The sequence below is a fragment of the Mycolicibacterium frederiksbergense genome (assembly GCF_012223425.1).
GTDB lineage: Bacteria > Actinomycetota > Actinomycetes > Mycobacteriales > Mycobacteriaceae > Mycobacterium > Mycobacterium frederiksbergense.
In genome coordinates this window covers 197,593-218,810 of record NZ_CP038798.1, presented here as the reverse complement: position 1 = coordinate 218,810, position 21,218 = coordinate 197,593, and the positions used below count along the sequence as shown (strand labels likewise).

At 63.5% G+C, this 21,218-nt stretch carries 18 protein-coding genes and 1 pseudogene; 10 read left to right on the top strand and 9 right to left on the bottom strand.

What is annotated here, in order from left to right:
- The first annotated feature begins 97 nt into the window (after positions 1-97).
- Positions 98-976, top strand: coding sequence for a LysR family transcriptional regulator (locus EXE63_RS02825; protein ID WP_168140692.1), 879 nt, complete (start codon positions 98-100; stop codon positions 974-976).
- Positions 977-993: 17 nt separating this feature from the next.
- Here EXE63_RS02825 and EXE63_RS02820 read toward each other — a convergent pair whose 3' ends face one another.
- The gene (locus EXE63_RS02820; RefSeq protein WP_168140691.1) at positions 994-1,518 is read right to left on the bottom strand and encodes an IclR family transcriptional regulator; all 525 of its coding nucleotides are present in this window, start codon (positions 1,516-1,518) and stop codon (positions 994-996) included.
- 22 nt (positions 1,519-1,540) lie between these two features.
- Between EXE63_RS02820 and EXE63_RS02815 the strand changes: the two genes are divergently transcribed.
- Positions 1,541-1,789 carry a F0F1 ATP synthase subunit C gene (locus EXE63_RS02815; RefSeq protein WP_168140690.1) on the top strand — a complete coding sequence of 83 codons (249 nt, stop codon included), beginning with the start codon at positions 1,541-1,543 and terminating at the stop codon, positions 1,787-1,789.
- A 190-nt stretch (positions 1,790-1,979) separates the two neighbouring features.
- On the opposite strand, the gene EXE63_RS02810 is transcribed toward EXE63_RS02815, so the two are convergent.
- A complete protein-coding gene (locus EXE63_RS02810) occupies positions 1,980-3,575 on the bottom strand; it encodes an integrase (protein WP_168140689.1) in 1,596 nt (531 codons plus the stop codon).
- Positions 3,576-3,864: 289 nt separating this feature from the next.
- On the opposite strand from EXE63_RS02810, the pseudogene EXE63_RS02805 reads away from it, so the two are divergent.
- The 7 genes and pseudogenes from EXE63_RS02805 to EXE63_RS02775 all read left to right on the top strand — a co-directional run.
- A pseudogene (locus EXE63_RS02805) lies at positions 3,865-4,348 on the top strand (class I SAM-dependent methyltransferase); the annotation flags it as partial.
- Between the two features lie 565 nt (positions 4,349-4,913).
- Positions 4,914-5,216 carry a type II toxin-antitoxin system RelE/ParE family toxin gene (locus EXE63_RS02800; protein WP_234904169.1) on the top strand — a complete coding sequence of 101 codons (303 nt, stop codon included), beginning with the start codon at positions 4,914-4,916 and terminating at the stop codon, positions 5,214-5,216.
- A 12-nt stretch (positions 5,217-5,228) separates the two neighbouring features.
- Complete coding sequence (locus EXE63_RS02795) at positions 5,229-6,326, top strand: HigA family addiction module antitoxin (protein ID WP_168140687.1); 1,098 nt, start codon at positions 5,229-5,231, stop codon at positions 6,324-6,326.
- A gap of 743 nt (positions 6,327-7,069) precedes the next feature.
- Positions 7,070-7,786, top strand: coding sequence for a hypothetical protein (locus tag EXE63_RS02790; RefSeq protein WP_168140686.1), 717 nt, complete (start codon positions 7,070-7,072; stop codon positions 7,784-7,786).
- A gap of 116 nt (positions 7,787-7,902) precedes the next feature.
- Complete coding sequence (locus tag EXE63_RS02785) at positions 7,903-8,526, top strand: TetR/AcrR family transcriptional regulator (RefSeq protein WP_168140685.1); 624 nt, start codon at positions 7,903-7,905, stop codon at positions 8,524-8,526.
- A gap of 323 nt (positions 8,527-8,849) precedes the next feature.
- The gene (locus EXE63_RS02780; RefSeq protein WP_168140550.1) at positions 8,850-9,206 is read left to right on the top strand and encodes a hypothetical protein; all 357 of its coding nucleotides are present in this window, start codon (positions 8,850-8,852) and stop codon (positions 9,204-9,206) included.
- A gap of 40 nt (positions 9,207-9,246) precedes the next feature.
- Entirely contained in the window at positions 9,247-10,299 is a 1,053-nt protein-coding gene (locus tag EXE63_RS02775; protein WP_168140684.1) for a type II toxin-antitoxin system prevent-host-death family antitoxin, read from the top strand.
- 99 nt (positions 10,300-10,398) lie between these two features.
- Here the strand turns inward: EXE63_RS02775 and EXE63_RS02770 are convergent, their stop codons facing one another.
- Both EXE63_RS02770 and EXE63_RS02765 read right to left on the bottom strand, forming a co-directional pair.
- Positions 10,399-10,656 carry a Txe/YoeB family addiction module toxin gene (locus tag EXE63_RS02770; protein WP_168140683.1) on the bottom strand — a complete coding sequence of 86 codons (258 nt, stop codon included), beginning with the start codon at positions 10,654-10,656 and terminating at the stop codon, positions 10,399-10,401.
- Entirely contained in the window at positions 10,653-10,937 is a 285-nt protein-coding gene (locus EXE63_RS02765; protein WP_168140682.1) for a type II toxin-antitoxin system Phd/YefM family antitoxin, read from the bottom strand. Before EXE63_RS02765 ends, EXE63_RS02770 begins: the two co-directional genes overlap by 4 nt.
- Before the next feature lie 104 nt (positions 10,938-11,041).
- Between EXE63_RS02765 and EXE63_RS02760 the strand changes: the two genes are divergently transcribed.
- Positions 11,042-12,562: a serine/threonine-protein kinase gene (locus EXE63_RS02760; RefSeq protein WP_234904158.1), complete on the top strand. Its 1,521-nt coding sequence runs from the start codon at positions 11,042-11,044 to the stop codon at positions 12,560-12,562.
- Here EXE63_RS02760 and EXE63_RS02755 read toward each other — a convergent pair.
- From EXE63_RS02755 to EXE63_RS02735, 5 genes are all read right to left on the bottom strand, one after another.
- Positions 12,525-12,842, bottom strand: coding sequence for a hypothetical protein (locus EXE63_RS02755; protein WP_168140681.1), 318 nt, complete (start codon positions 12,840-12,842; stop codon positions 12,525-12,527). The genes EXE63_RS02760 and EXE63_RS02755 overlap by 38 nt on opposite strands.
- Positions 12,843-12,851: 9 nt before the next feature.
- Entirely contained in the window at positions 12,852-13,496 is a 645-nt protein-coding gene (locus tag EXE63_RS02750; protein ID WP_168140680.1) for a hypothetical protein, read from the bottom strand.
- 535 nt (positions 13,497-14,031) lie between these two features.
- Positions 14,032-18,264, bottom strand: coding sequence for a helicase-like domain-containing protein (locus EXE63_RS02745; protein ID WP_168140679.1), 4,233 nt, complete (start codon positions 18,262-18,264; stop codon positions 14,032-14,034).
- Positions 18,265-18,465: 201 nt separating this feature from the next.
- Positions 18,466-19,857: an IS1182 family transposase gene (locus tag EXE63_RS02740; RefSeq protein WP_436277479.1), complete on the bottom strand. Its 1,392-nt coding sequence runs from the start codon at positions 19,855-19,857 to the stop codon at positions 18,466-18,468.
- Between the two features lie 113 nt (positions 19,858-19,970).
- Positions 19,971-21,146 (bottom strand): class I SAM-dependent methyltransferase, encoded by a 1,176-nt coding sequence (locus EXE63_RS02735; protein WP_168140678.1) that lies wholly within the window; start codon positions 21,144-21,146, stop codon positions 19,971-19,973.
- Between the last annotated feature and the right edge of the window lie 72 nt (positions 21,147-21,218).

The following is a 21,218-nucleotide window of genomic DNA, read 5'->3' as shown; positions in this document are numbered from 1 at the left end:
CACACTTTCTGGCATGGATACCTCGTTGACAGTACGAGCCTAGTATTCTTACGTCCATTGCATAGTTTGGATAGAGTCTATATTCCAGGAGTAGTTCATGGAGTTACGCCAGTTAAGGTACTTCGCCGAGGTTGTCGAGACAGGTTCGTTCCTCGGCGCCTCCAACCGGCTCGACACGGCGCAGCCGTCACTATGGCGCCAGGTCAAGTCCCTGGAAAAGGAACTCGGGGTGCCGTTGTTCGAACGGTCGGGTCGGCGGGTCAAGGTCTCCAGCGCGGGCTTGCTGCTCCTGCCGCTCACCGAACAGGTTCTGGCAGGTGCCGACAAGATCAAATCACTGGCCTCCGAGATCACCCGCGGCCGTGCGGGCACCGTGACGATCGCCTGCGCCTATCCCCACCTGTTGCGGTTTCTGGCCCCGCTCATCGGCGGATTCCACATGGAGCGGCCGGACGTGCACGTCGCCATCCAGGGCCTGCCGGGCCTTCCGCCCATCGATCGGGTTCTATCTGGAGAGGCCGATTTCGTGACGTCGATCCCAGTTGCGGATCGTCGGCTGCAAGGCCACTTGCTCGGACAGGCGCGCATCGCCGTGGTCACGCCCGATGATCACCCCTGGCGTAACCGTTCGGAGGTGAAGGTGGCCGAACTCGCTGGTGTATCGGTTCTCGTGGGGCCTGACCATAGCCTCACTCGCAGGCTCCTCGAGCCCGCCCTGCGCACCGAGGGCGTTATCTTAGACATCATGTACGAATCGCACGACATGGCCTCCCTGGTTGCGCTGGCGCGAGCCGGTTTAGGGGTCGCGGTGGTCGCCGACGACCACCTCCCCGGAGAGCCGGCAGATCACGATTGGCCAGTACTCTGCGACGACGATCATGAGATGGCCACGCCGGTGTGGATCTACTGGGCGGCGAATCGGGCGCTCAGCCCTCCGGTGCAGGAGTTCGTCCGCCACGTACGCAATTCGGTCTAGCAGCGCCAATTCCCGCTTCAGAACAGCTCCTCGACCGCCTCGGCGACAGTCTTGGACAGGGTGTCCGCGATACTCCGAAGCTCGTCACGATTGAGCCGGATGGACGGCATCGACACGTTGACAGCAAGCAGCGTCGGCGTGCGGTCGGCCGGTAACGCCACCGCGACCGCCGAGACCGACTCTTCGCTCTCCTCGTTCGTCACGGCGAACCCGCGGCGGGCAACCCTGGCGAGCTCCGCTTCCAGCGCCGTCCGGTTGCTGATCGACCTCGGCGTGAGGATCTCCAAATCCTCCGCCGGATAGATGGAACGAAGTTCGTCGGTGGACAGCTGCGCCAACATCGCCTTGCCTGTGGAGGTGCAGTGGGCCGGTAGGAGCTGTCCGAGCCGCGGAGCCACCCGCAATCCCTTCGAGCTCTCGATCGCGTCGATGTAGCGCACCATCGGCCCGTCCAGAGTCCCCAGGTACGTCGACTCAGTACGGCCATCGCAGGCGAGGACGGCGCCGCCCAAGCCGTAAATGCTGTCGAATCCCGTTTGCATCACCCAACCTAGGAGGTTCATCATGCCGACTGACCCCATCGTGGGCGACGCCCTCTTGGCCGGGGCCAGCATTTTGGCCGGTGGTGCCATCGGTGCGGGCATCGGGGACGGGATGGCCGGCTCCCAGTTCATCGCGGGAGTTGCCCGCCAACCCGAGGCGCAATCACGTTTGTTCACACCGTTTTTGATCACCGTCGGGCTGGTTGAAGCGATCTACTTCATCAACATCGCCTTCATGGCCCTGTTCGTCTTCGCCACGCCTGGCAGGTAGCGCATCGGTGGTCTCGAGGCAGCCCTCCCGAGTCGAGCAATATGCCGCGATTCGCCGTGACGCCCGCGTCGGAATCTCGGGGCGAGATTGGATCGCAGACGGTGAGGCTGGTCGGGGTCGCCCGGCGTTCCCTGATGATTCGCGCAGAATACGGTGGCGCCGACGCCGTTCGCGGTGTTGCGGGCTTGGGTCAAAACTCCAGCAGTTCCAGTAGTTTCCCCGCGTCGGTGGGGGTGCTGGGCGCGAGGTAATGGGTGCGCGTCTCGGCGATGGCCGATAGTTCGATTGGTCGCACGTTGTACTTCAGGCCGACGTGCACGACGCGATCGATACCTGCGCCGATAAGAGGAGCGAGGGTTTCAGATAGGGAGTGCAAGCTGCTTTCCTGGATCTGGCCTCCGCGGACGATCATGTTCCTCTTGCGGTAGAGGCGGGTGAACTCACGGGTTAGGATGTCGGTTATCTTCTCGATTTCGCCTCGCGGGTTGGCCAAAGCAGGTCGGATGCGGTCCAGCGCGAGCGCGTCCATCGCATTCAGATTCAACGGCGGATTGTTGTGGAGGTGCTGTTGAAAGAGCTTGGCACGATCGAGGTTTTCGCTGCACTCCCGCATCTTCTCGGCAGCGGGCCCACTGTGAACGGTGGCGTAGGAACGTGAGAGCCAGGACAGTTCCGCGCGCAGCATGCTTGCTGCGACAATCAACGCGAATCGTCGCGCGGCGATGACGTCCTGTTCGTCGGCTGGGCCGACCATCAGTGACTCGATGGCTGCCCAGCCGTTGACGACGGCGACGTGCGGGGGTCCGGTGCGGACTGCCTGCACGAGCGCCAGGGTGTTGGTGATGTAGTCGACCGTGTCGAGGTCGTGCAGGTGTCCCAGGCGTTCGAAGGCATGCACGTTGATAACGCGGTTCGTTGCGTGGGCGGGGAACTCGTTGCCTTTGTCCTTGGACCACATGCTCGGGTTGAGGACGATCGGCTTTTTTGCGCCCAATTGCAGCTTGGTTGCGAGGTTGGAGATCCGCGTACGGGCTCGGTCTGCTGCAGTGTTGATGTCATGGGCAGACACCTCGATGAGAAACGAGCCTTGCTGGGAAACCCCAGGCGCCTTCGCGGCATGTTGCGCTTTCCATGCGGTTGTCTGCTGGGCGGTTAGCCAGCCAGGTGGTGGCTCCGATCCACCGAACTTCGGGGAGCTTTGTACCGGAACGCAGAACGTATAGAGCTTGAGAGGCTTTTTCAGCCGAGCGTCGGCTTCGCGTAAGAAGTCACCGATCGACAGAACGGTTGACGGATCGTCACGGATCGTTCGCAGCCACGCGTAAATGCTGCTCTTGTGCATCCCGGCATCGAGAAGATGAGCGGTAATCCGCCGGGCGGCACCTTCGATGTCGATTCGCCGGCGAGGGTCTGGATCCGGTGCGGCGTCGAATGCAGTCGCCCACGTCTGGAGGTAGTCCTGGTTGTATCGATCGAGGTGCTCGCGCAGGCTCACCCAGGCATGATCGGAGTACGTCAGCCCGGGTTTGATGCCGGCCAAATTGCCAAGAGCCTGTCCGCGATCAGCGATACCGTTATCGGTCTGCAGACTGTGCCGACAGTGCTTTCTCAGGTCTGCGATCGCCGACTCCGGCGTACCGGGCCGCACGCTTTCGTCACGGAGTTCGCGTCCGACCTGCAGTGTTCCTGCACGCCAGAGTCGACGGTGCCACGGAGCGCGGGTGGAGCAGATCTCCATGATTCTGGCGGTGAAGTGGGCGTACTCCGGTGGTTCCTGGATCGGCATGTGGTACATTTAAGTCGTAAACGAGCTACATGCCCGGCTCTGCCGACCATAAGCTCGTTTTTTCTTCCAGAAGTACAAGCGAAGAGAAGCATAAAAGATCGGATTGCCCTGACCAGGGTAATCCGATCTTTCTCTGTTCGGAGTCATCTCAGATCACAGGCGACGAACCGGAGCAGCTGTCGGAGGCCGGCGCTACCGTCACCTGCGTGCTACGCGATCAAGTCTGCAAGCCGCCGATCTCGACACCGTTCGCGATTCGTATGACCGCGTGGCCGACAGCTACGTCGAGATGGTGACGACCACGGGTATCGGAGACATCCGCACCCATCCCTGGCTTAAAGCAGCCATCGATACCTTCGCAACAACCGTCGCACCGATAGGCCCGGTCCTCGACGTCGGCTGCGGGGCACGAATGGTCACGGCCTACCTTGCCGAGCGCGACATCGAAGTCGCAGGACGATCTCTCACCGCGCATGATCGACCACGCCCGGCGACTGCATCCCCATTGCACGTTCACATTCGGCTCGGCGACCGACCTCGACCTCCGCCCGTCTTCACTCGGCGGAATCCTGGGCTGGTGGTCCCTATTCAACCTGCCGCGCAACATCCTGCCCACGGTTCTGGCTGCTTTCGCCGCGGCGCTGCGCCAGGGCGGTCAGTTGATCATCGCGACCCACGTCGGTGACGCCGATGTCGAGCGGACCGAGGCCTACAACAGGGTGCCGGCCCAGTGGACGACCTACCAGTGGCAGCCAAAACAGCTCCTTGACTTAGCCTCGATCCACCGATGAATCGCCTGTTCGGAGGGTGTTGATGTAAGGAAAGTGCCCTTTGAGCTGGGATGATTGGAGTTACCCGGCGCCGGGGGCGGTACCGCTCGTCGATCAGTCTGCCGATTTCGCTTGCGGGAATCAGGGTGCGGTGCCCGAACTGAATCCGACGATGACACCCTGCCTCTTCAGGCGAAAGAAGTGGGTTCTGGATATGCGCAACTCTCGATCGCTTCCGGTATGGTCAGCAACTGGTCGCTGCCTCGTTCAACGCCGCGACGGTAGGACGAAACCCGCATGCACCGCGAGGTGTCCTCCTTTGCCGCTGCATTCGCCGCGGAATCGGGAGATGCAAAGGTGGCCCGCCGTATTAGCCCGAACGGACTACTCGCGGCATGGCGTAATGGTCCTGTCGCGCCCCGTCGATACGCTCTGCGCACCACGGGTGCAGGTCGAAGTTCCGGCAGCATCCGCACGACGAATCTCGGTAGGCCTTCTTCGTCACATGCGGCATAGTGCGCGGTCGGCCTGCGTTAGACTGTAACGAAATCGGTGACATCTGTTGGAAGTGCTTTACGAGGACCGGAAGCTCCAGAAGCTGTGCACGGACGAGCGGGAGATGCAGAAGAAGCGTGGTGACATCGCTGCGAAGCTGCGACTTCGGGTGAATGCCCTGCGCACAGCGACGAACGTGGGCGAATTGGCCACCATCGACCCGCTGGGCAACTGGCACCAGCTCCATGAGGACCACGCGGGCAAGTGGGCGGGTGACCTGAGTCGGAACTGGCGCCTGCTGATCCGTCCCGAAGGCGAGGTAGAGCCCTGGGACGCGGTCACCGTGACCGTGATCGACATCGACGACTACCACTGAGAGGAGAAGCCAATGACCGCCACCAACTACGCCGTCGCCCCCGGGGAATACCTGGAAGAGTGGATCGACGAACAGGGCTTCTCCCAGCAACGGGTGGCCGAGATGCTCGGCTGCAGCCGCAAGCAGGTCAACGAGATCGTTCACGGACGTGCTCCGATCACACCGGACACCGCGGGGCGGCTGGAGCGTGTCGTGGGGATACCCGCCGACGCGTGGCTGCGGTACGAGGCCGCGTACCGCGCGGACCTTAACCGCATAGCCGATGAGGAGAACCTCGCGCAGCACGCCGACGCCATCGACTTGAACGCGGCGACCTATCTGCGGAGCCTCGGTGCCACCACCTCGACGCGAGCCAATCCGGGCCGCCTGGTCTCCGACTTCCTAGCGTTCCACCGCTGCGGCACATGGGAGGTCTACGAGCACCTCCATGAGACCGCGTCGCAGGGTGACTACGCCCTGGCGGCGTTGAAGGAGTCCGGCGCCGACGTCGCACCCACCGCTCTGACTACGTGGCTTCGCGCCGCTGAGCTCACTGAGCCGTTCGAACGCGGCCGGAAGTACGACTATGACGAGGCACAGCTGCGCGCCGCACTCCCGGAGCTTCGCGCGCGTGCTGCCCGGCCGGACAAGATGATGCTCCGCGACATCGCGGGCCAGCTCGCAGAGATCGGCGTCGTCTTCATAGTGGTCGAACCCCCGAAGAACTTCCCGCTGCTGGGGATGACGCGGTGGATCGACAAGCGGGTGCCGGTGATCCAGCAGACGGGCCGCTGGGGCAAGGACGGGTTCGTGACCTGGGCTCTGTTCCACGAACTCGGTCACGTTCTCAACGACCCCCGGGGCGAGATGCACCTGGAGTTCAAGACGGAGAAGAAGCGCACCAGCGCCGCCGAGAAGGGCGCGAACCAGTTCGCCTTCGAGACGCTGTTCGGCGAACACGGCATCGCACCGTTCGAGGGGCTCAGCCAGGACAGCGAGATCGTCCGCGCCGCAAGGCAGGTGGGGATCTCCCCAGGGGTGGCCGTGCACCAGATGCACCGCAAACGCCTGCTCGACTACCGATTCGGGAACAACCTCTGCGTTGACTTGAAGGACACCTTCGGGGAGTAGCGGCGGGTCAAGCTCAGACCTTGCCGAAGTGCCTGAGGATCTGCAGGGTGTCGTAGCCGTTGATCGGGTGCTGCATCACCTACGTAACGTCACAGTGACGAATTAACCGGTTCACGCTGGACCTCGAAGGCGCGGAGTGCCCGCCGCTGTCAGGTAGTTCTGGACAGTCGATCGTCCTGTCCGGCGCTGTCAGATAGTCATGGATTCGGAGTCGGCGCCATGGTTACGCCGACCGAAGATCCGCAGGTGCATGGGCAGGGACCTGGGCAAGGGTCACTGTCAGATAGTTCTGGAACGGAGGGCGAGAAATCGGACAGATACCAGGTTTCCTGGATTACTCCCAACTAGTTCCGGATCGGACAGCTCGGAGGTGCGAGTTCTTGCGCTTAGCAGACCGCATTCTGGTTAATGCCGATAGTTTATCGCCCACTTCCATCGCCAGCTGCCGCCAAGTATGAAGTCTAGCAGGGTTATTCGTCACTGTGACGAATGGCGATGAGGGAAGCCCCCACCAGAGCCACAACTGCATAATTTCGAATGTCCCTGCCACAATTGCATGTTCGCGATGCGATGCCGCTTCGATTCAAAGAGATCTAGACGAGCCGCCCAAGGCACGGCGTGTCCTGGGCAACCCATGACGTCGCCGCGGCCCAATCGCGCGAGCTAGCAAGGGTTGGGCCACAATCGACCCGCGGGCGGGTGTCGACGGTCGAGTTCGTGCCCGCAGCGAAAGGGGGTTCGTTGTGGTCGATGCTGTGGCGTGCAAGGTCGCGGTGCTCATGCTGTCGGGGGTGCTTTATCGGGCGGAGGAGCTCCCCGATCTGGCTCCAGACGACCTTGTCTTAGGGATCTTGAAGTGGCTGGGCGTTCCGTTCGTCCTGCTCTTGGCGCTCAACAGCGTCTTTGCCTTCTTCGCGTGGAAGGAGGCTGCTCATCAGGCCATCGACTCCTACGGACGGGCGAGCGACTTCCTTCGACGAAAGCGTGATGATCTCGCGTGGCAAGTTCCGGTCTTGGCGATCGCGCAAACGCTGTTCATCGCATCGGTCTGCTGCATGTCTCAATTATGTGGGTGGATGTTTCGCGCGTTCGACGGCTCGGTCCACGGAGCGCTGAGCCTGACGCAGTGGGTCAGCATCGCCTTCTCCTTCGACCAAGTCGTTGAACTGACCAAGACATTGGCGATCATCGCACTGTGCCTGGTGTTCGTCATCGACTTCCTTGTGGTCACGGGTCGAGAGCACGCACTTGAGATCCTTCACTCCATGGCGCTGTACCTTCCGGGGCAAATTCTATTTGGCGTTTTTGCCGGCATGTTTGCCTTCATCGGCTTTCTCACGCCGTACGCCGGTGATCCCGAGTTCGCCATGGGCTGGTACGTCCTAATTCCGTTCGTTGGCGTGTGTTGGGCAGCGCTTGTGGTCACGGCGTATGCGGCCCGCGAGTTCGCGACCGATTGACCGTTGACGGAACGTTCGGGCGACGCCCCTCCCGCGGCAGCTCAAACGCCAGTCGCATAGTTTGCCAATCCCAACCGAGCCAGGGGTGGACTGTGTCCTCTGCCAGAATCGTAACGATGGATGGCTCACTCCCCCATTGCATCGCGGCGCCGTCGTCGGCCACCAAGCCCAAGCAAATTCGCGACGCGGCGATGAAGTGCTTCGCCGAGCACGGCATCGACAAGACGTCGCTGCGCACCATCGCCGAGGCTGCGAACGTCAGCTTGGGCCTCATCCAGCACTATTTCTTCACCAAGCAACAGTTGATCGAGAGCATCGACAGGCACGTCCTCGCCATCTTCAACGAGGCGCTTGGAACTTCCCCGGACACCCCAACGGCACCTGTCAGCGCCGACGCCGCCGGTAGCCGGTTTGCTGATTTGATGTTCAGCAATCCACACGCAATGGACTACGTCGGACGGGCGCTGGCCGAAGGCGGCGAGATCGGGAGGGTCATCTTCGACGGCTTCTGTGCAATCAGTGAGCGGCAAGGAGCCAACTTCAGGGCGCAGGGCCTTGTGGGCGAGGACCTCGATCCGGTGTGGGCTGCGATGCTCCCGCTGATCCTGCGGGTTGGCACCATCATGCTGCGGCCACATGTCGAGAGACACCTAACAGCCCCCCTTTACGACCGCTCCCAGACATGGCGCTGGGACGCGGCGGTAACCCGGATGATTCGCGAAGGCCAGTTCAAGCACTAGATAGTCGCACCACAGGGCGCCCGTCTGTCCACCGACGGCTTCTACAGCGAACTGAGCCTGACCGAAGTGCGCCGCCGCTTCGCCAACACCGGCCTGCACTTGAGCACCGACAAGTCCCAGCACCGCCGACAGGGACGAAAGCCGTTGTCCCGCAAGACACCGAACCACTCTCACGTCTTTGTGGATTCTGTCCGACACTCTCACGTCTTTGTGGATTCTGTCCGACACTCTCACGTCTTTGTGGATTCTGTCCGACACTCTCACGTCTTTCTGGCCGAAATTGCTGCTCGCTCACACCCCGGCATACCCGTAGCGTGGAAGGCGTGCGCGATAACAACCCGCCCCGGACCTCGCTGCGCATCGTGAAGGGCGCCGACCGTGCAGCCACGGAGCAGGACAGGCCAAGTCTCACCATCGCCGATGTCGCCAAGGCGTGCGGACTTCCACAGCCGTTGATCGCTCAGGTTGTTCCACGTACGTGGACCGCCAAAGGCTGGATGTACACCAATGCTCAACTTCAAGAGGCCGTTGAGATCGCGATGGCGTGGCCCCGGCCAGACGACGAGCCCCCAACTGTCCACCCGAGTATCCAGGCGCGGGAAGACTCGGGCGACGGCCCCGCTGTCACCGGCCGGCGACCCCGATTGACGATGCACAGCACGGCGCGCCGTGAGGAATGATACGTAGACACGTACGTAAAATTGACCGTATTCTGTAGGTATGAAGGTCGACACCAAGGCGCTCGTCTCCGCAACGGACCTCAACCGCAACTCTGGTCAGCTCATCTCGCGCGCTGCCGACGGTGAGCGCCTGGTGATCCTCAACCAGAACAGGCCCGTCGCGGCCATCGTTCCCATCGACGATCTCCACCGCCTGGAAGCAATCGACGAGGCGGCGGCAGAGGCAACAGCTCTAGTTGGCGGCGCGCACCCGACGCCCAAGGAGTTCCGCGACCTGGCCGCGCGTCCCGGGTACACGGCTATCGGAGAGACGTCACTGGGGGAGATCGTCGAACTTGAATTAGCCTGCAATACATGGGTTGTCGCGAAGGTGAATGCCGATCTCATCTACCTTGTCAGCGCGGTCCTCAACGGCGCCACGGACAACGGATCAGCCGTTCAGTTCGCCGTCGCAACCACCGAATTCGCCGCTCCGGTGAACTACCACCACCTAGATCCTGAGGCAGCCCCACCACCAATTGTCACGCTCGCCACGGATGTCGCCGACGATGAGGAGAGTGCGGGGCTATTCGTGGGTGCTGTCAGAGATCAGATGCAAAAGCGAACGACGATGCTAAAAGAGTTGGGGCTGGCGTCAATTGAGGAATTGCGCCGCACGCGTCCGGAGGAGTCGGCCCATATCGCCGACTTGATCGTCGTCGTCAGGGCCACGTGCAGCATCACGAACCCCGGCTTGTCCAATCTGGTGGCGTCGATCGTGAGCGACAAGGGCCAGGCCTTGGCCGTCTACGTGTGGATTTTCGAGGCTGAGTCCAACGTTCGGTTGGCGCCGTCCAACTACCAGTTCCCGCAGTCGTGCGCGATGCGAATGTCTCACGCCGCCTTGGCTCGGCGGGTCGTCGGTAGCGATGCGCCTGTCCGGCTTCCGCAGTGGGGACAGGCCTACATCACGTCGCAAGAGCAGGGCTCCACCGCGCTCCAGCCGAACATCCTGGTTTACCTCGCAGAGCGAGACAACGCGGGTGCCAGCCGATTCGCTACGGACCCCTCCGTCGCCTGGAAAAGCACCGAGGCGCCCCGCATCAGGGCCTAGAGGGCTTTGGATGCAACGTCCGAGGCCCGGAGGAGGTTGAGCGCGGAGTGCGCCGCCGGTGACGATCCGGTCTTCATGAGGGCGTAGAGGGGCCGCTGATCAGTAGTGGTACCGGGCTTTGAGGATCTTGACTTCTGTCGCATTGGCTCGGTAGACGAGGCGGTGTTCGTCGTCGATTCGGCGTGACCAGTATCCCGACAGTTCGCCTTTGAGGGGTTCTGGTTTGCCGATGCCGCTGAACGGATCGCGCTGAATTTCACCGATCAGTCTGGTGATGCGACGTGCGGTCTTGCGGTCGGTGGCGAGCCAGAACAGGAAGTCCTCCCACGCATCCGGGTCGAACTGGATGCTTCTCACTCCGAGCCGCCAGCCATCTCCTGCAGCTCGTCGAGCGACTTGGTGTACTCGGCCGACGGGGCGTGGCTGGCCCTGTCTCGGGCGACCGATTCCATGAGTCGGCGCGCGTTTTCCGGCGAACGCAGGAGGTAAACCGTTTCTTGCCAGGAGTCGTAGTCATCAGCCGACATGAGCACTGCGTCACCGGCTTTGGACGTGATGCGGACGGGTACGTGGTCGGTGTTGACTTGCTCGAGGAGCGGAAATAGGCGCTGCCGCGCTTCGCTCGCACTGATGGCCATCGCGTGCACCTCTCAGTTGTACGACTATCCTGTACGATCAGCGTACAGGGGTTGCGTACATATTGCGCCCCGCGGTGGCGACGTCGGCGGGAGGTTTGCGACACGTGAGCGAGCCTGAGTCGTCGCCGGATCAACCCACTGATATCGCCGGCTACCGCATCGACCGGGTCCTGGGCCGCGGCGGCATGAGCGTGGTGTACCTGGCCTGGCACCCCACCAGAGGGCACTGGGCGGCGCTCAAAGTGCTCACCGCGGAGCGCGCACGTAGCCCTGCATTCCGTGCCCGCTTTCGGCGAGAGGGCGAAACCACCGCAGGGTTGGGACACCCGAATGTCGTGGCTCTCTACGGCCGCGGCGAAACCGCCGACGGTCAACGGTGGATCGCCATGCAGTACATCGAGGGCCCCAATGCCGAGACCGCGGTGCCGGCCGGTCCCATGGCTCCTGAGCGCGCTCTGCGCATCGTCAGCGAGGTCGCCGGGGTACTGGACTACGCCCACAGATACGGGGTTGTTCATCAAGACGTCAAGCCCTCCAACATCCTTCTAGGGACGCGCGCGGATGGGCGGGAGCGGGTCGTCCTCGCCGACTTCGGCTCGGCGGCGCTGCTGTCGACGACGACGACTGAGGAATCCGACGATGCCGAGGACTCGCTCGTCGCCAGTTTCGCCTACACCGCACCGGAAGTGATCACCGGCGACACCACTGTCGATGGGCGGGCGGACGTGTATTCGCTGGGGTGCACACTGTTTCGACTTCTCACCGGCTCGATCCCCTTTCCTGGGCACACCACTGCCGCAGCCATGGCCAACGCGCATGTGACCCAGGCCGCCCCGAAGCCCTCAGAACTGCTCGGCTGGGCTGCCCCCGAGCTTGACGCCGTGGTGGCCAAGGCGCTCGCCAAGCGTCCGGCGGATCGTTACGCCACCGCCGGCGAGCTGGCGGCGGCGGCCGCCCACGCACTGAGCCCTTCTCTCCCACCGTTACCGGACGCCACTCCCCCACCAACGCGCATCCAGGTGACACCCGTCGAGTCAGCCAGACCGGCCCGACCTCGGTCCAAGCGGTGGATGATTCTGTGCGGCGCGGCGGCCGTCGTGGTGGCAATCGTCCTGGCCTGGCTTGCCTTTCCCAGCCATGACGACAATGCGGCCACCACAATCAGCCCTTCCCCGACTCCCCCGACGAGCACGTCAGCATCTCCCCCACGGAAAATTGCGCTGCCGGCCGGGTATCCCCCCGGCGCGTGCACCCCTGGAGACTCAACGGATCCCGGCACCGAAGTGGTCATGATCTGCGGGCCCAACAAGGATGCCGGTGGTCCGGTCTCCGGCACCTACTCGCTCGCGCATGACGCGCAATCCCTCCAGGGCGCACTGGCTGACGTCATCAGAACGGCGACCACGGTGATCTGCCCTGGCAACATTCAGTCCCCCGGGCCCTGGCGCCGCGTGGCCGACCCGACCACCCCTCGAGGCACGCTGTTCTGCGGCATCGGTAATGACGGACGCCCACTGATTGCTTGGACCTTGGACGCCGACCGGTTTCTCGCCGTCGTTGAATCACTGAGACTCGACGGAGCGGGTCTCAACGACCTCTACGCGTGGTGGGCGTCGCACTCGTAGCAGGCTGATCTACACGCCCTGGGGACTTCTCGGAGGTGAATGTGCCGCTGAACACGACCAACAGGTTGGACACCGCGATTGCGGCAAGGCAGTAGTTACCGGGCGCCGGCATGAACGGGATCAACAGGATCAGTACGCAAGTCACCGCGAAGCTGATCTTCGGCCACGTCTTCTTCAACGTTCCTCGGCGGCCGAGAACCCACATCGTCACGGCGAGGGCGATGATGCACAGCACCGTGACCAGAATCCACCAATAGTCAATCAACCACTGCTTCACCATGAATGGCCCCTATCGGTCATTCCAACTTGAGTGGCCGGCGATCGCCGGTCGTGACGCCAGGGCAGGCACGCTCGATTGAGTCGACAGCAGCGGGTGCAGACGAACGTCGTTGATCCACGCTGGCCCATGCAACGCGTGGGCGGACCACAGCGCGATCGCCACCGCGGCTGGGCCGGCAAGCTGCAACGGCACGCAGCGCTCGCCGTAGGCGAATGTCACTGTGCGCGCGTGCAGGTCGGGATAAAACTCTGTGACGTATCCGAACCAGTAGTCGACGAACGTGCCGTCTGACCGGCTGCACATCAGCCGCTCGTCGGTGACGATGACCGTGCATTCATGCTGTTCGCGCCACTGCGGGACCTCGTCGCGCTGGGCCTGCTTGCGGCGCCGACTATTGGCAACCCCTTGCGCGGCAAGCATTCCGACCATCAGCAAGGGAGTGCCGAGCACGAATGTGGAGGACCGTTGAAAGCTCCCGTCTCCGGCCACCAGCCGACTGGAGATCGCCGTGGTGCATAGCCGGGCGTCCTCGTCAGGGTTGAGGATGGGGCCGTACACGGCGATCGACGGGGCCGGCGAGCCCGCATTCAACGCGGCGGCGCATCCGCTGGCGTACACCCACCAAGGGTCGCTGGCAACGATTTCCGCGCTCATCCGATCACCCTCCCCAGCCGTCGAGCTGATAGCGGGAAGCGTAGCGCTGGGCTATGACAGGTCGAGGTTGGCGTCACGGGCAGCGCCCATCTCGCGGGAGATTGCTTGATGGACATCGGGGTCGGGGGAATAACCCAGTGCCCGTGACGCCGATTCCACGCTAACACCGGCACTGGACAGTTCTTGGAAATGTCGACGTCGACCACCATGCAGCCGACCTGAACAGCAGCTGTTGGTGGCGAAGTGTTCACGTGTGCGTTTTCGACCTGGCCGTTCGTGGCTGCGCGGACCGTCGTCACCGTGGGTTCGATCGACAGTGTTGCTGATGCAGTCATGCCCTCTCCCCCAGGCCAGTTCGACACAGCCGACCCGGTCCGAATGTAGATCGTCACCGGTCGTGGCATCGAGTGAAACGACGTGGCAGCGATACTACACCATTTGCAGCTTAGTGTGTTCTCGTATTGCATTATTTGCTTAGATTGGTAGCTGCCGCGTCGGTGGTTGCGACGCGTTCCACGGGCTGTCGCTCAGTCGCTTAGAGGCCGAGTCCGTCGTCATCGGTGTTGCGCTGACGGTCTTGTTCTTGGTCTTTGGCGAGCTGGCTTGTTCGGTACTCGAGTGCGCGGTGGCGTTCGACGAGGCGTTGGGCTGCGCGGTAGCTGTCGGGGTCGACCAGTCCGGCGTCGGCGACGAGGGCGGGGGTGGGGTTGATTTGCAGTGTCCATCCTGGTTGGCGGCCGGATTCGAGCATGCGTTCCCGGGCTGCCGCTGAGGCCGCCTGGGCGGCTTCGCTTTGCGCCTCCAGTCGCAGCTGCGCGCTGAGGGTGTCCAGTTCGAGGCGTTTGGCGGCCAGCTCATCGGCGTGCTCGAAATCTCCTAGGCTGGTGCTGTCGTAGTCGTCGAGTTCGTCTTGCAGGTTCGCCGCGCGGCGCTCCAGTCGATTGTTGAAGTGCGGAATGTCTTTGTAGGCGTTCTCCATTCGCTGTAGGAGGCCGCGCGCCTTGGTGAGGTGGTTGGTACCGCTGGCACGGGGCAGTGTGGCGAGCAGGTCGGCATCCTCGATGCCCACGGTGGTGGACGGCACGTCCAGGGTCAGTTGCAGTTCGCCTTTGAGGTGGCTTCGTCGGGCGGTGATGCCGATGCCGTTGAGGGTGGCATCCAAGGGGCGGCTGTCGAAGCTCGACTTGTCCCGCAGTGCGGCGTAGGCGTCGCGGCAGGCCGCCGCAAATGGGACGGCGGCGTCCACGCGTTCGGCGTAGGACCGCCCGCCCACGGTGACGCTGGGGGCGCGCTCGCCCTGGGCGGTGATCTTCTCCAGAACTGGTGCCAGCGTGCCGAGTTGCTCTTTGGTCGCGGTGAGTTCTCGTTCGGTGCCTTGGCGTTGATGGCGGCGTCGGGCCGCGGCGTCGCGGTGGGCGGATTCCAGCGCGGACAGGCGCTTGACGTCGTCGGCGAGTTGAACTTGCTTGATGTAGCGGGGATCTCCGGTGGCGATGGCCTTCGTTTCGGCTGCCGCCCCGGAGATGTCTCCTCCCCCGAGATCCTCGATTTCGTCGACGTCGACTTCGCCGCGCTTGATCTGCTCGATGAAGCCGGCCTTGGCTTCGACCTTCTGCCACATGACCGTGTCGTAGGAGCCTTCGGTGACGTAGTTGATGATGTCGACTTCCGGGTTCTGATTGCCTTGGCGGATGATGCGACCCTCGCGTTGCTCGAGGTCTGCTGGGCGCCAGGGAACATCGACGTGGTGCAGGGCGCGGAGCCGGGTTTGAACGTTGGTGCCGGTGCCCATTTTCTCGGTGGAGCCGATCAGGACCGATATCTCACCAGTCCGGCACCGCTGGGCCAGGTTGAGCTTGTCGGCGGGCTTGACGGCGTCGTGGATGAAGGCGATGGATTCCCGGGGCATTCCGCGGGCGACGAGCTCGTCGCGGATTGCGGAGTAGATGGTGAACTGGCGGGGATCCTTCGACGGGGTGCCGCGGTCACAGAACACGATCTGGAACCCACCGCGGATCGGCATTTCTTGACCGGTCTCGGGGTCGCGGTACACGTTGTCGATGCTGGCGTGGTGCAACGCCATGACCTCGGAGGCGACCTCGGTGGCGCGGGAGACCGCCGGGGCATCCAGGTGGGCCAGGCGCGGATCCAGGGAGACGTTGCGGCCGTCGTTGGCGATCTTGAGTTGGTTGTCCTTGTCGGGACGTTTCGGGTCAAGGTGGTCGAGGCGCCAGCCCAAGTCGGTGATGAAGTCTTTGACTTCTTGGGACGGGGTGATGCTGACGACGCGCCGGCGACCATCGGTGAGCTGTGGGAGCTCGACGGGGACTTGGTCGCGGGTGACGACGTCGGTGAAGATGGACGACAAGGCCAGCAGTTCGGGCAGATTGCAGAACTTTCCGACCCGGGTCACGGTCCGCAGGCTGGTGCCGGTGGCGTTGACTTCCACGGTGCTCACCGGGGCGGTGAACGTCGCACCCCAGTCGTTGATGTCGGCAACTCCGGCCGCGGCCAGCAGATCGGGGCGCAGATAATTTTGCATGACCCAGAGCTCGCCGAGGGAGTTGGCGACCGGGGTGCCGGTGGCGAAGGTCGCGACGCGCTCGACGACTTGGTCGGGGCGTAGGCCGGCGGCGCGGCCCTCGTCGTGGCGGCGGCGTCTGAGCACTTCGAGTTTCATGGCGAGGTCCTCGGCACGCTGCGCGGCCGCCGGGCACGACAATTCCTCGATATTGCTCAGGCGCCCCTTGTTCTTGTACATATGCGCTTCGTCTATTAGCAAGTAGTCCCCACCGCTTTCCTCAAACCTGAGGCCGGTGTCTTTGCGATCCTGTTTGGTCATGTCGCTCAGCCGAGTGGCGAGCCGCTTCTTTTGCTGTTCGACGCGCTTCTTGCTGACCGAGGTCTCCGCGCGTTCGGCGTGGTTCTCCAGCTCGTCAAGCTGTCGTTGCACGTAGTCGGCTTGAGTGTCTTCGCTGACACCGATTGCGGTGAAGAGGCTTTGGGGCATGATGACCATGTCCCAGTCGGTTGTCGCCGATTGGGCGATGAAGCGGCGGCGGCCGTCGGGGTCGGTGCCAGCGGTGCCCAGGAGGACTCGTGCGGCCGGGTACCACTGGGCGGCTTCGCGTCCAACTTGTTCCACGATATGATTGGGAACCACGATCCAAGGTTGCTTGCATAGACCCAGGCGTTTGAGTTCCATTGCCCCCATGAGCATAGAGCCTGTCTTGCCTGAACCGACGGTATGGTCAAGCAGCACAGTGGGTTCCGCGATAATACGCGCGACGGCATCGCGCTGGTAGTAGTGCGGCTCGAACCGGTCTGACAGTCCCGGAAGGGTTAGCTGGTCACCGCGATGCTTGGGGGCGACGAGGCTGTTGAAGCGCTTGTTGAATTCGGTGACCAGTTCCTCGCGGCGCTGTTCGTCTTCGAAGATCCACTTTTGGAACTCTTCGGTGATCTTGGCGGCCTTGGCTTGGGCGGCGAAGGTTGCCTCGAAATCGATGCTGGGGCCGCCTGTTTCGGCGACGATCTCGGGTGGGCGATGGACGGTGATCGCCTTCGAGTTGCACAACGCATCGAGCAGGTCGATGGCGTCTTTGTGGCCGGTGCCCCACGTTTCGGTCATCATGACCGAACCACGTTGGTAGCGTGCACATTCCACCGACCACGTGCCGCCGACGTGGTCGGCGACCACCGTGTCGGCGCCGAAGGTTTCGCGGGCGAACTGAGCGATGTACTTGGCGTCGATCCATGGCGCACCCGGGCGGGTCTTGATCTGGGAGGCTTCCTTGTCGGCCGGCACGACTTCCCGTAGCGCGGCGACGTAGCCCTGATAGGCGGGATCTCGTTCGGCTGCGGCGGTGGCGGCGGCCAGCTTCTCGCGGACGTTGCCCGACAGTGCGGTCACTGCCGGGACCAGCTCGTCGGGATCCTCTAGTGACGGGTAGGCCAGTCCGCGTAGTTGGTCGCCGACAGCGACCGGCTCGATGCCCAGTAGGCCGGCGATGTAGCCGATGTCGATGCGTCGGTGCTGGTCCATGCTGATGGCCACGGCGTCCTCGATGGTGGCCGCGGTGTCGGGTACGGCGCGGACGTTGAGGACGTCGACTGAGAAGATCGGCGCTTTGAGCGCTTCGCCTCGTTGTTCGTCGAAGATCTCCAGGGCGGCGACGTTGGCCCAGCGGGGGTCGTATTTCATGCCGCCGTCGAGATGGGGGCGCCGTTTGAAGGGGCTGGCGGGCTCCCATGCCTTCTGTGACCAGTCCTCCAGCAGCTGCTCGGGGATCGGGCCCCGGTAGGGCATCCCGTCGGTGCCGCGGGCTTTGCGCCACGTTTCCTCGGACTTGGCGACCTTGCGGTCGTGGGCCTCCTGAGTGGGGGGTGCGGGGTAGATCCATTTGAAGCGGTTGATCGGCCCGTGCTTGCTGACGTAGCCGTCGTAGAGCTTGTTGAGGTGCGCGCGTAGCTGTTCGCGGACCTCCAGAGGCTGATCGTCGCGTTGGGAGGCGATGACCGCGGTCGCGGTGTCGCGCAGTTCGATCAGTGAACGGGTCTCGCGCAGACGGCTTTTCGGTGTGCGCTGTTCTTCCCAACTGTGGCCGGTCCAGCGTTGGATGCTGTCGGTGGGTTCGTGATAGCGCAGGGTGTCCATGGGTGGCTGGTCGGCGCGTTCGGCGGCGGTGTACAGCCCGACGTCGAAGACGCTGTCGTCGACCTCGATGAGGGATTCCGCAGTGGCGGTGAGCACTTTGTCGTGGGCCACGGCATTGTCGACGATGTCGGACAGACGCTGGCGGATCTGCTGGGCTAGGAGCGTGGGTCGGTAAGGCTTCGAGCGGGTGTGTGGCGTCGAGTCTGGGTAGAGATGGTATTGCGGGGTCTGCGGCGTTCTGAGTGGATGTTCGGTGTAGACGTGCCCCGATGAGTCGTGTGTCGGCAACTGGGGCGGCCAGCGGATGCCCCGTTAGGCTGGCAGGGCGGTGAGTCCGGTAATTCCGATGTGGCCGTGCAATTTTCGCAGGTTGTGGCAGGCAGCCAGAAGTAGCCATTCCCCGCGGGCTTGGTCCAACCCGCGCAGCAGTAGCGCTTTGGCGTTCTGCAGGGTCGACATTTGACCGAACACCGGTTCGACGATCGCTTTGCGGCGGGCATAGACCGCGTGGCCTTTCTTCGTGGTGAGCTTGCGGGCCATCCGCTGCTTGCCGGTTGCGTTGTTGGGGATCCGCCCGCGCGGCGGTGCCGGGGTCGGTTCGTCGCGGCGGCGGCGGCCGGTGGCGATGAAGAACTCGGTGCCGTGGGTGGCGGTGAATTGCGTTGCCTTATCGAGGTTGTCCGCGGAGCAGTAGCCGGCATCGGCGAGCATCTGGCCGGGGACCTGCCCGGTGTTGGTGAGGGTCTGTTCGGTCATCGAGATCAAGTTCATGACGTCGGAGGCGTTGGTGCCCAACTCGGTGGCCACGATCACCTGATGGTCGGAGTCGACCACGGCCTGGGCGTTATAGCACTGGTGGAACGCCCCATCGCCGGTGAGCATGATCTTCGACTCAGGGTCGGTGAAGTTGCGTTGCGACTTGGGTTTCGGTGTCGCCTCCTCGGCGGCGGCGGTCCCTTTCTCGGCGGCGGTGTCGTCGTCATCGCCGCGCTCGCGGGCTTTGGCCTCGGCGTGTTCACGCGCCGCTTGGGCGGCTTCGGCTTCCAGTGCGGCCTTGGCTTCCCGAATCGCCGCCAGCCGGGTTTCACGGCGCCGTAGTTCCTCGGGTAGTTCATCACCGCGGCGGTTCTTGCCGAACTTCTTATCTTCGGCAGTGTCGATACGTTCGGCCTCAGCCAACAACGCCGAGACCTCCCCGGCGAGGACCTTTTCCTTCTCGGTCATCCGGGCGTAACTCATCGCTTTACGTTTAGAGGCATTGGCCCGGACTTTCGTTCCGTCGAGGGCGACTCGGCCCAGGCTGACCATGCCCGCGGCCTGGCATAACGCCAACGCTTGGACGAACAAGTGCCCCAACGCGGAGAGGTGGCGTTTACGGAACCGGGCGATCGCCCGGTAATCCGGGGCCGATCCGGCGGCCAGCCAGCGAAATGCCACCACATCAACACAGGCCGCCTCCAGCTTGCGCGAGGAGCGGACCCCGGTGGTGTAGCCGTAGAGCAGGATCCGCACCATCAACCGCGGGTCATACGGCGGCCCGCCACGGACCTCGGTATAGACGCCATGGATCCGGGACAGGTCCAGATGCTCATCAACAAGCTCGGCGACGAACCGGGCCAGATGCTCAGCCGGTAGCCAATCATCGAGCGAGGGCGGAAACAACAGGTCCTGATCCGGGGCGAACACCCGAAACGTCTTATCCACCGGCGCCTTTGACGCCACGGAATGCGGTTCAACCCTGTCCGAAGGGTCTACCTCGAACAAACCATCCGGATCGAGATCATCAGGCATACCCCATCATCGCTGATACACCACCATCAACCAGACATCCCGCCAGGCGTGTTACTGACCCACGCTCCTAGGGCCTCGCGGGTGGGCTGCTCCCCCACGACTTTGAGGGTGGCTGAGCCGTGGATCCCTTGGCCGAGTGCGTAGTTGCCCAGGACGTGGTCGGGATGGTTGATGAAGTACTCGTTGACGTTGAAGGCATCCTGGGTCTTCTCGGAGTCGAAGACGCTGCGATCGACGAGGTGGTCGACGTCGTCGAAGGGGATCTCCTCGGTGTCGATCCAGCGGGTCACGTCGCCGTCGTCGGCGGCCTGGTCGGGGTCTCTACGGCGCAGGACCAGGATGTCGGTGACGACTTCGGTGCCGGCGACGCGCTTGAATGCGGTGGACGGCAGTCGGACAGCGCCGATCAGGTCGGCTTTGGCGGCCATGGCGCGACGGGCTCGGGTGTCCATGCCGTCCAGGGTGTAGCGGCTGGTGAGAACGGTCACGTAGCCGCCGGGGGCGGTCAGACTGATCGCTTTGTTGATGAAGTGGTTGTGGATGCTGAATCGGCCCGGGTTGTGGGCGGGGTCGATCAGGGTGAAGTTGCCGAACGGGACGTTGCCGATCGTGGCGACGAACGAATCGGCTGGGACGCGGGTGGTTTCGAAGCCCTCGGCGCGGACTTGGGCGCGCGGGTAGAGAGCGGCGGCGATGGCGGCGGTGACGGTGTCGTTGTCGACGCCGACCATGACGGCATCCTCTGGGGCCAAGCCGATGAATGTTCCTGCTCCGCAACCTGGTTCGAGGACGCGGCCGCCGCTCATCCCGGCCTGGCGCAGTGTGTCCCACATCGCCTCGGCGATGAGCGGATCGGTGTAGTGGGCGTTGAGGATGCTTGCCTCGGCGGCGCGGTAAGCCTCCAGGCCAAGGGTTTCGCGCAGGTGCTCCCGCTCGGTGGCGTAGGTGTCGCTGCGGCGGTCGAACAGTTCGGCGCAGGCTCCCCATCCCGACCAGGTGGCCAGTACCTCTTTTTCGGCGGTGGTCGCGGGACGGCCACCCTCCCGGTTGAGGCGTTCCAGGACGTCGATGGCCGCGAGGTTGGCGTGGATGCGAGCTTTGGTTCCCGAGGGCACCCGGATGTCGGTGGTGAGGGCAAAGGGATCTGAGCTCTCGACGGTGACGGCGGGGGTTTCAGCGATGCCTTGTTGTGGTGGCGCCAACTCTGCGGGAGGGATGTGCGCTCGCCGGTGGGTGCCTGCTCGGTGGCGGCCTCGGCCGGGGTGGGCGGCGCT

Coding starts and splice junctions, on each gene's coding strand:
- EXE63_RS02765 (WP_168140682.1), bottom strand. CDS start 10,937: ATGGCCATCAGTGCGAGCGAAGCGCGGCAGCGCCTATTTCCGCTCCTC.
- EXE63_RS02810 (WP_168140689.1), bottom strand. CDS start 3,575: ATGCCGATCCAGGAACCACCGGAGTACGCCCACTTCACCGCCAGAATC.
- EXE63_RS02750 (WP_168140680.1), bottom strand. CDS start 13,496: ATGAGCGCGGAAATCGTTGCCAGCGACCCTTGGTGGGTGTACGCCAGC.
- EXE63_RS02815 (WP_168140690.1), top strand. CDS start 1,541: ATGCCGACTGACCCCATCGTGGGCGACGCCCTCTTGGCCGGGGCCAGC.
- EXE63_RS02775 (WP_168140684.1), top strand. CDS start 9,247: ATGAAGGTCGACACCAAGGCGCTCGTCTCCGCAACGGACCTCAACCGC.
- EXE63_RS02795 (WP_168140687.1), top strand. CDS start 5,229: ATGACCGCCACCAACTACGCCGTCGCCCCCGGGGAATACCTGGAAGAG.
- EXE63_RS02785 (WP_168140685.1), top strand. CDS start 7,903: ATGGATGGCTCACTCCCCCATTGCATCGCGGCGCCGTCGTCGGCCACC.
- EXE63_RS02755 (WP_168140681.1), bottom strand. CDS start 12,842: ATGGTGAAGCAGTGGTTGATTGACTATTGGTGGATTCTGGTCACGGTG.
- EXE63_RS02825 (WP_168140692.1), top strand. CDS start 98: ATGGAGTTACGCCAGTTAAGGTACTTCGCCGAGGTTGTCGAGACAGGT.
- EXE63_RS02820 (WP_168140691.1), bottom strand. CDS start 1,518: ATGCAAACGGGATTCGACAGCATTTACGGCTTGGGCGGCGCCGTCCTC.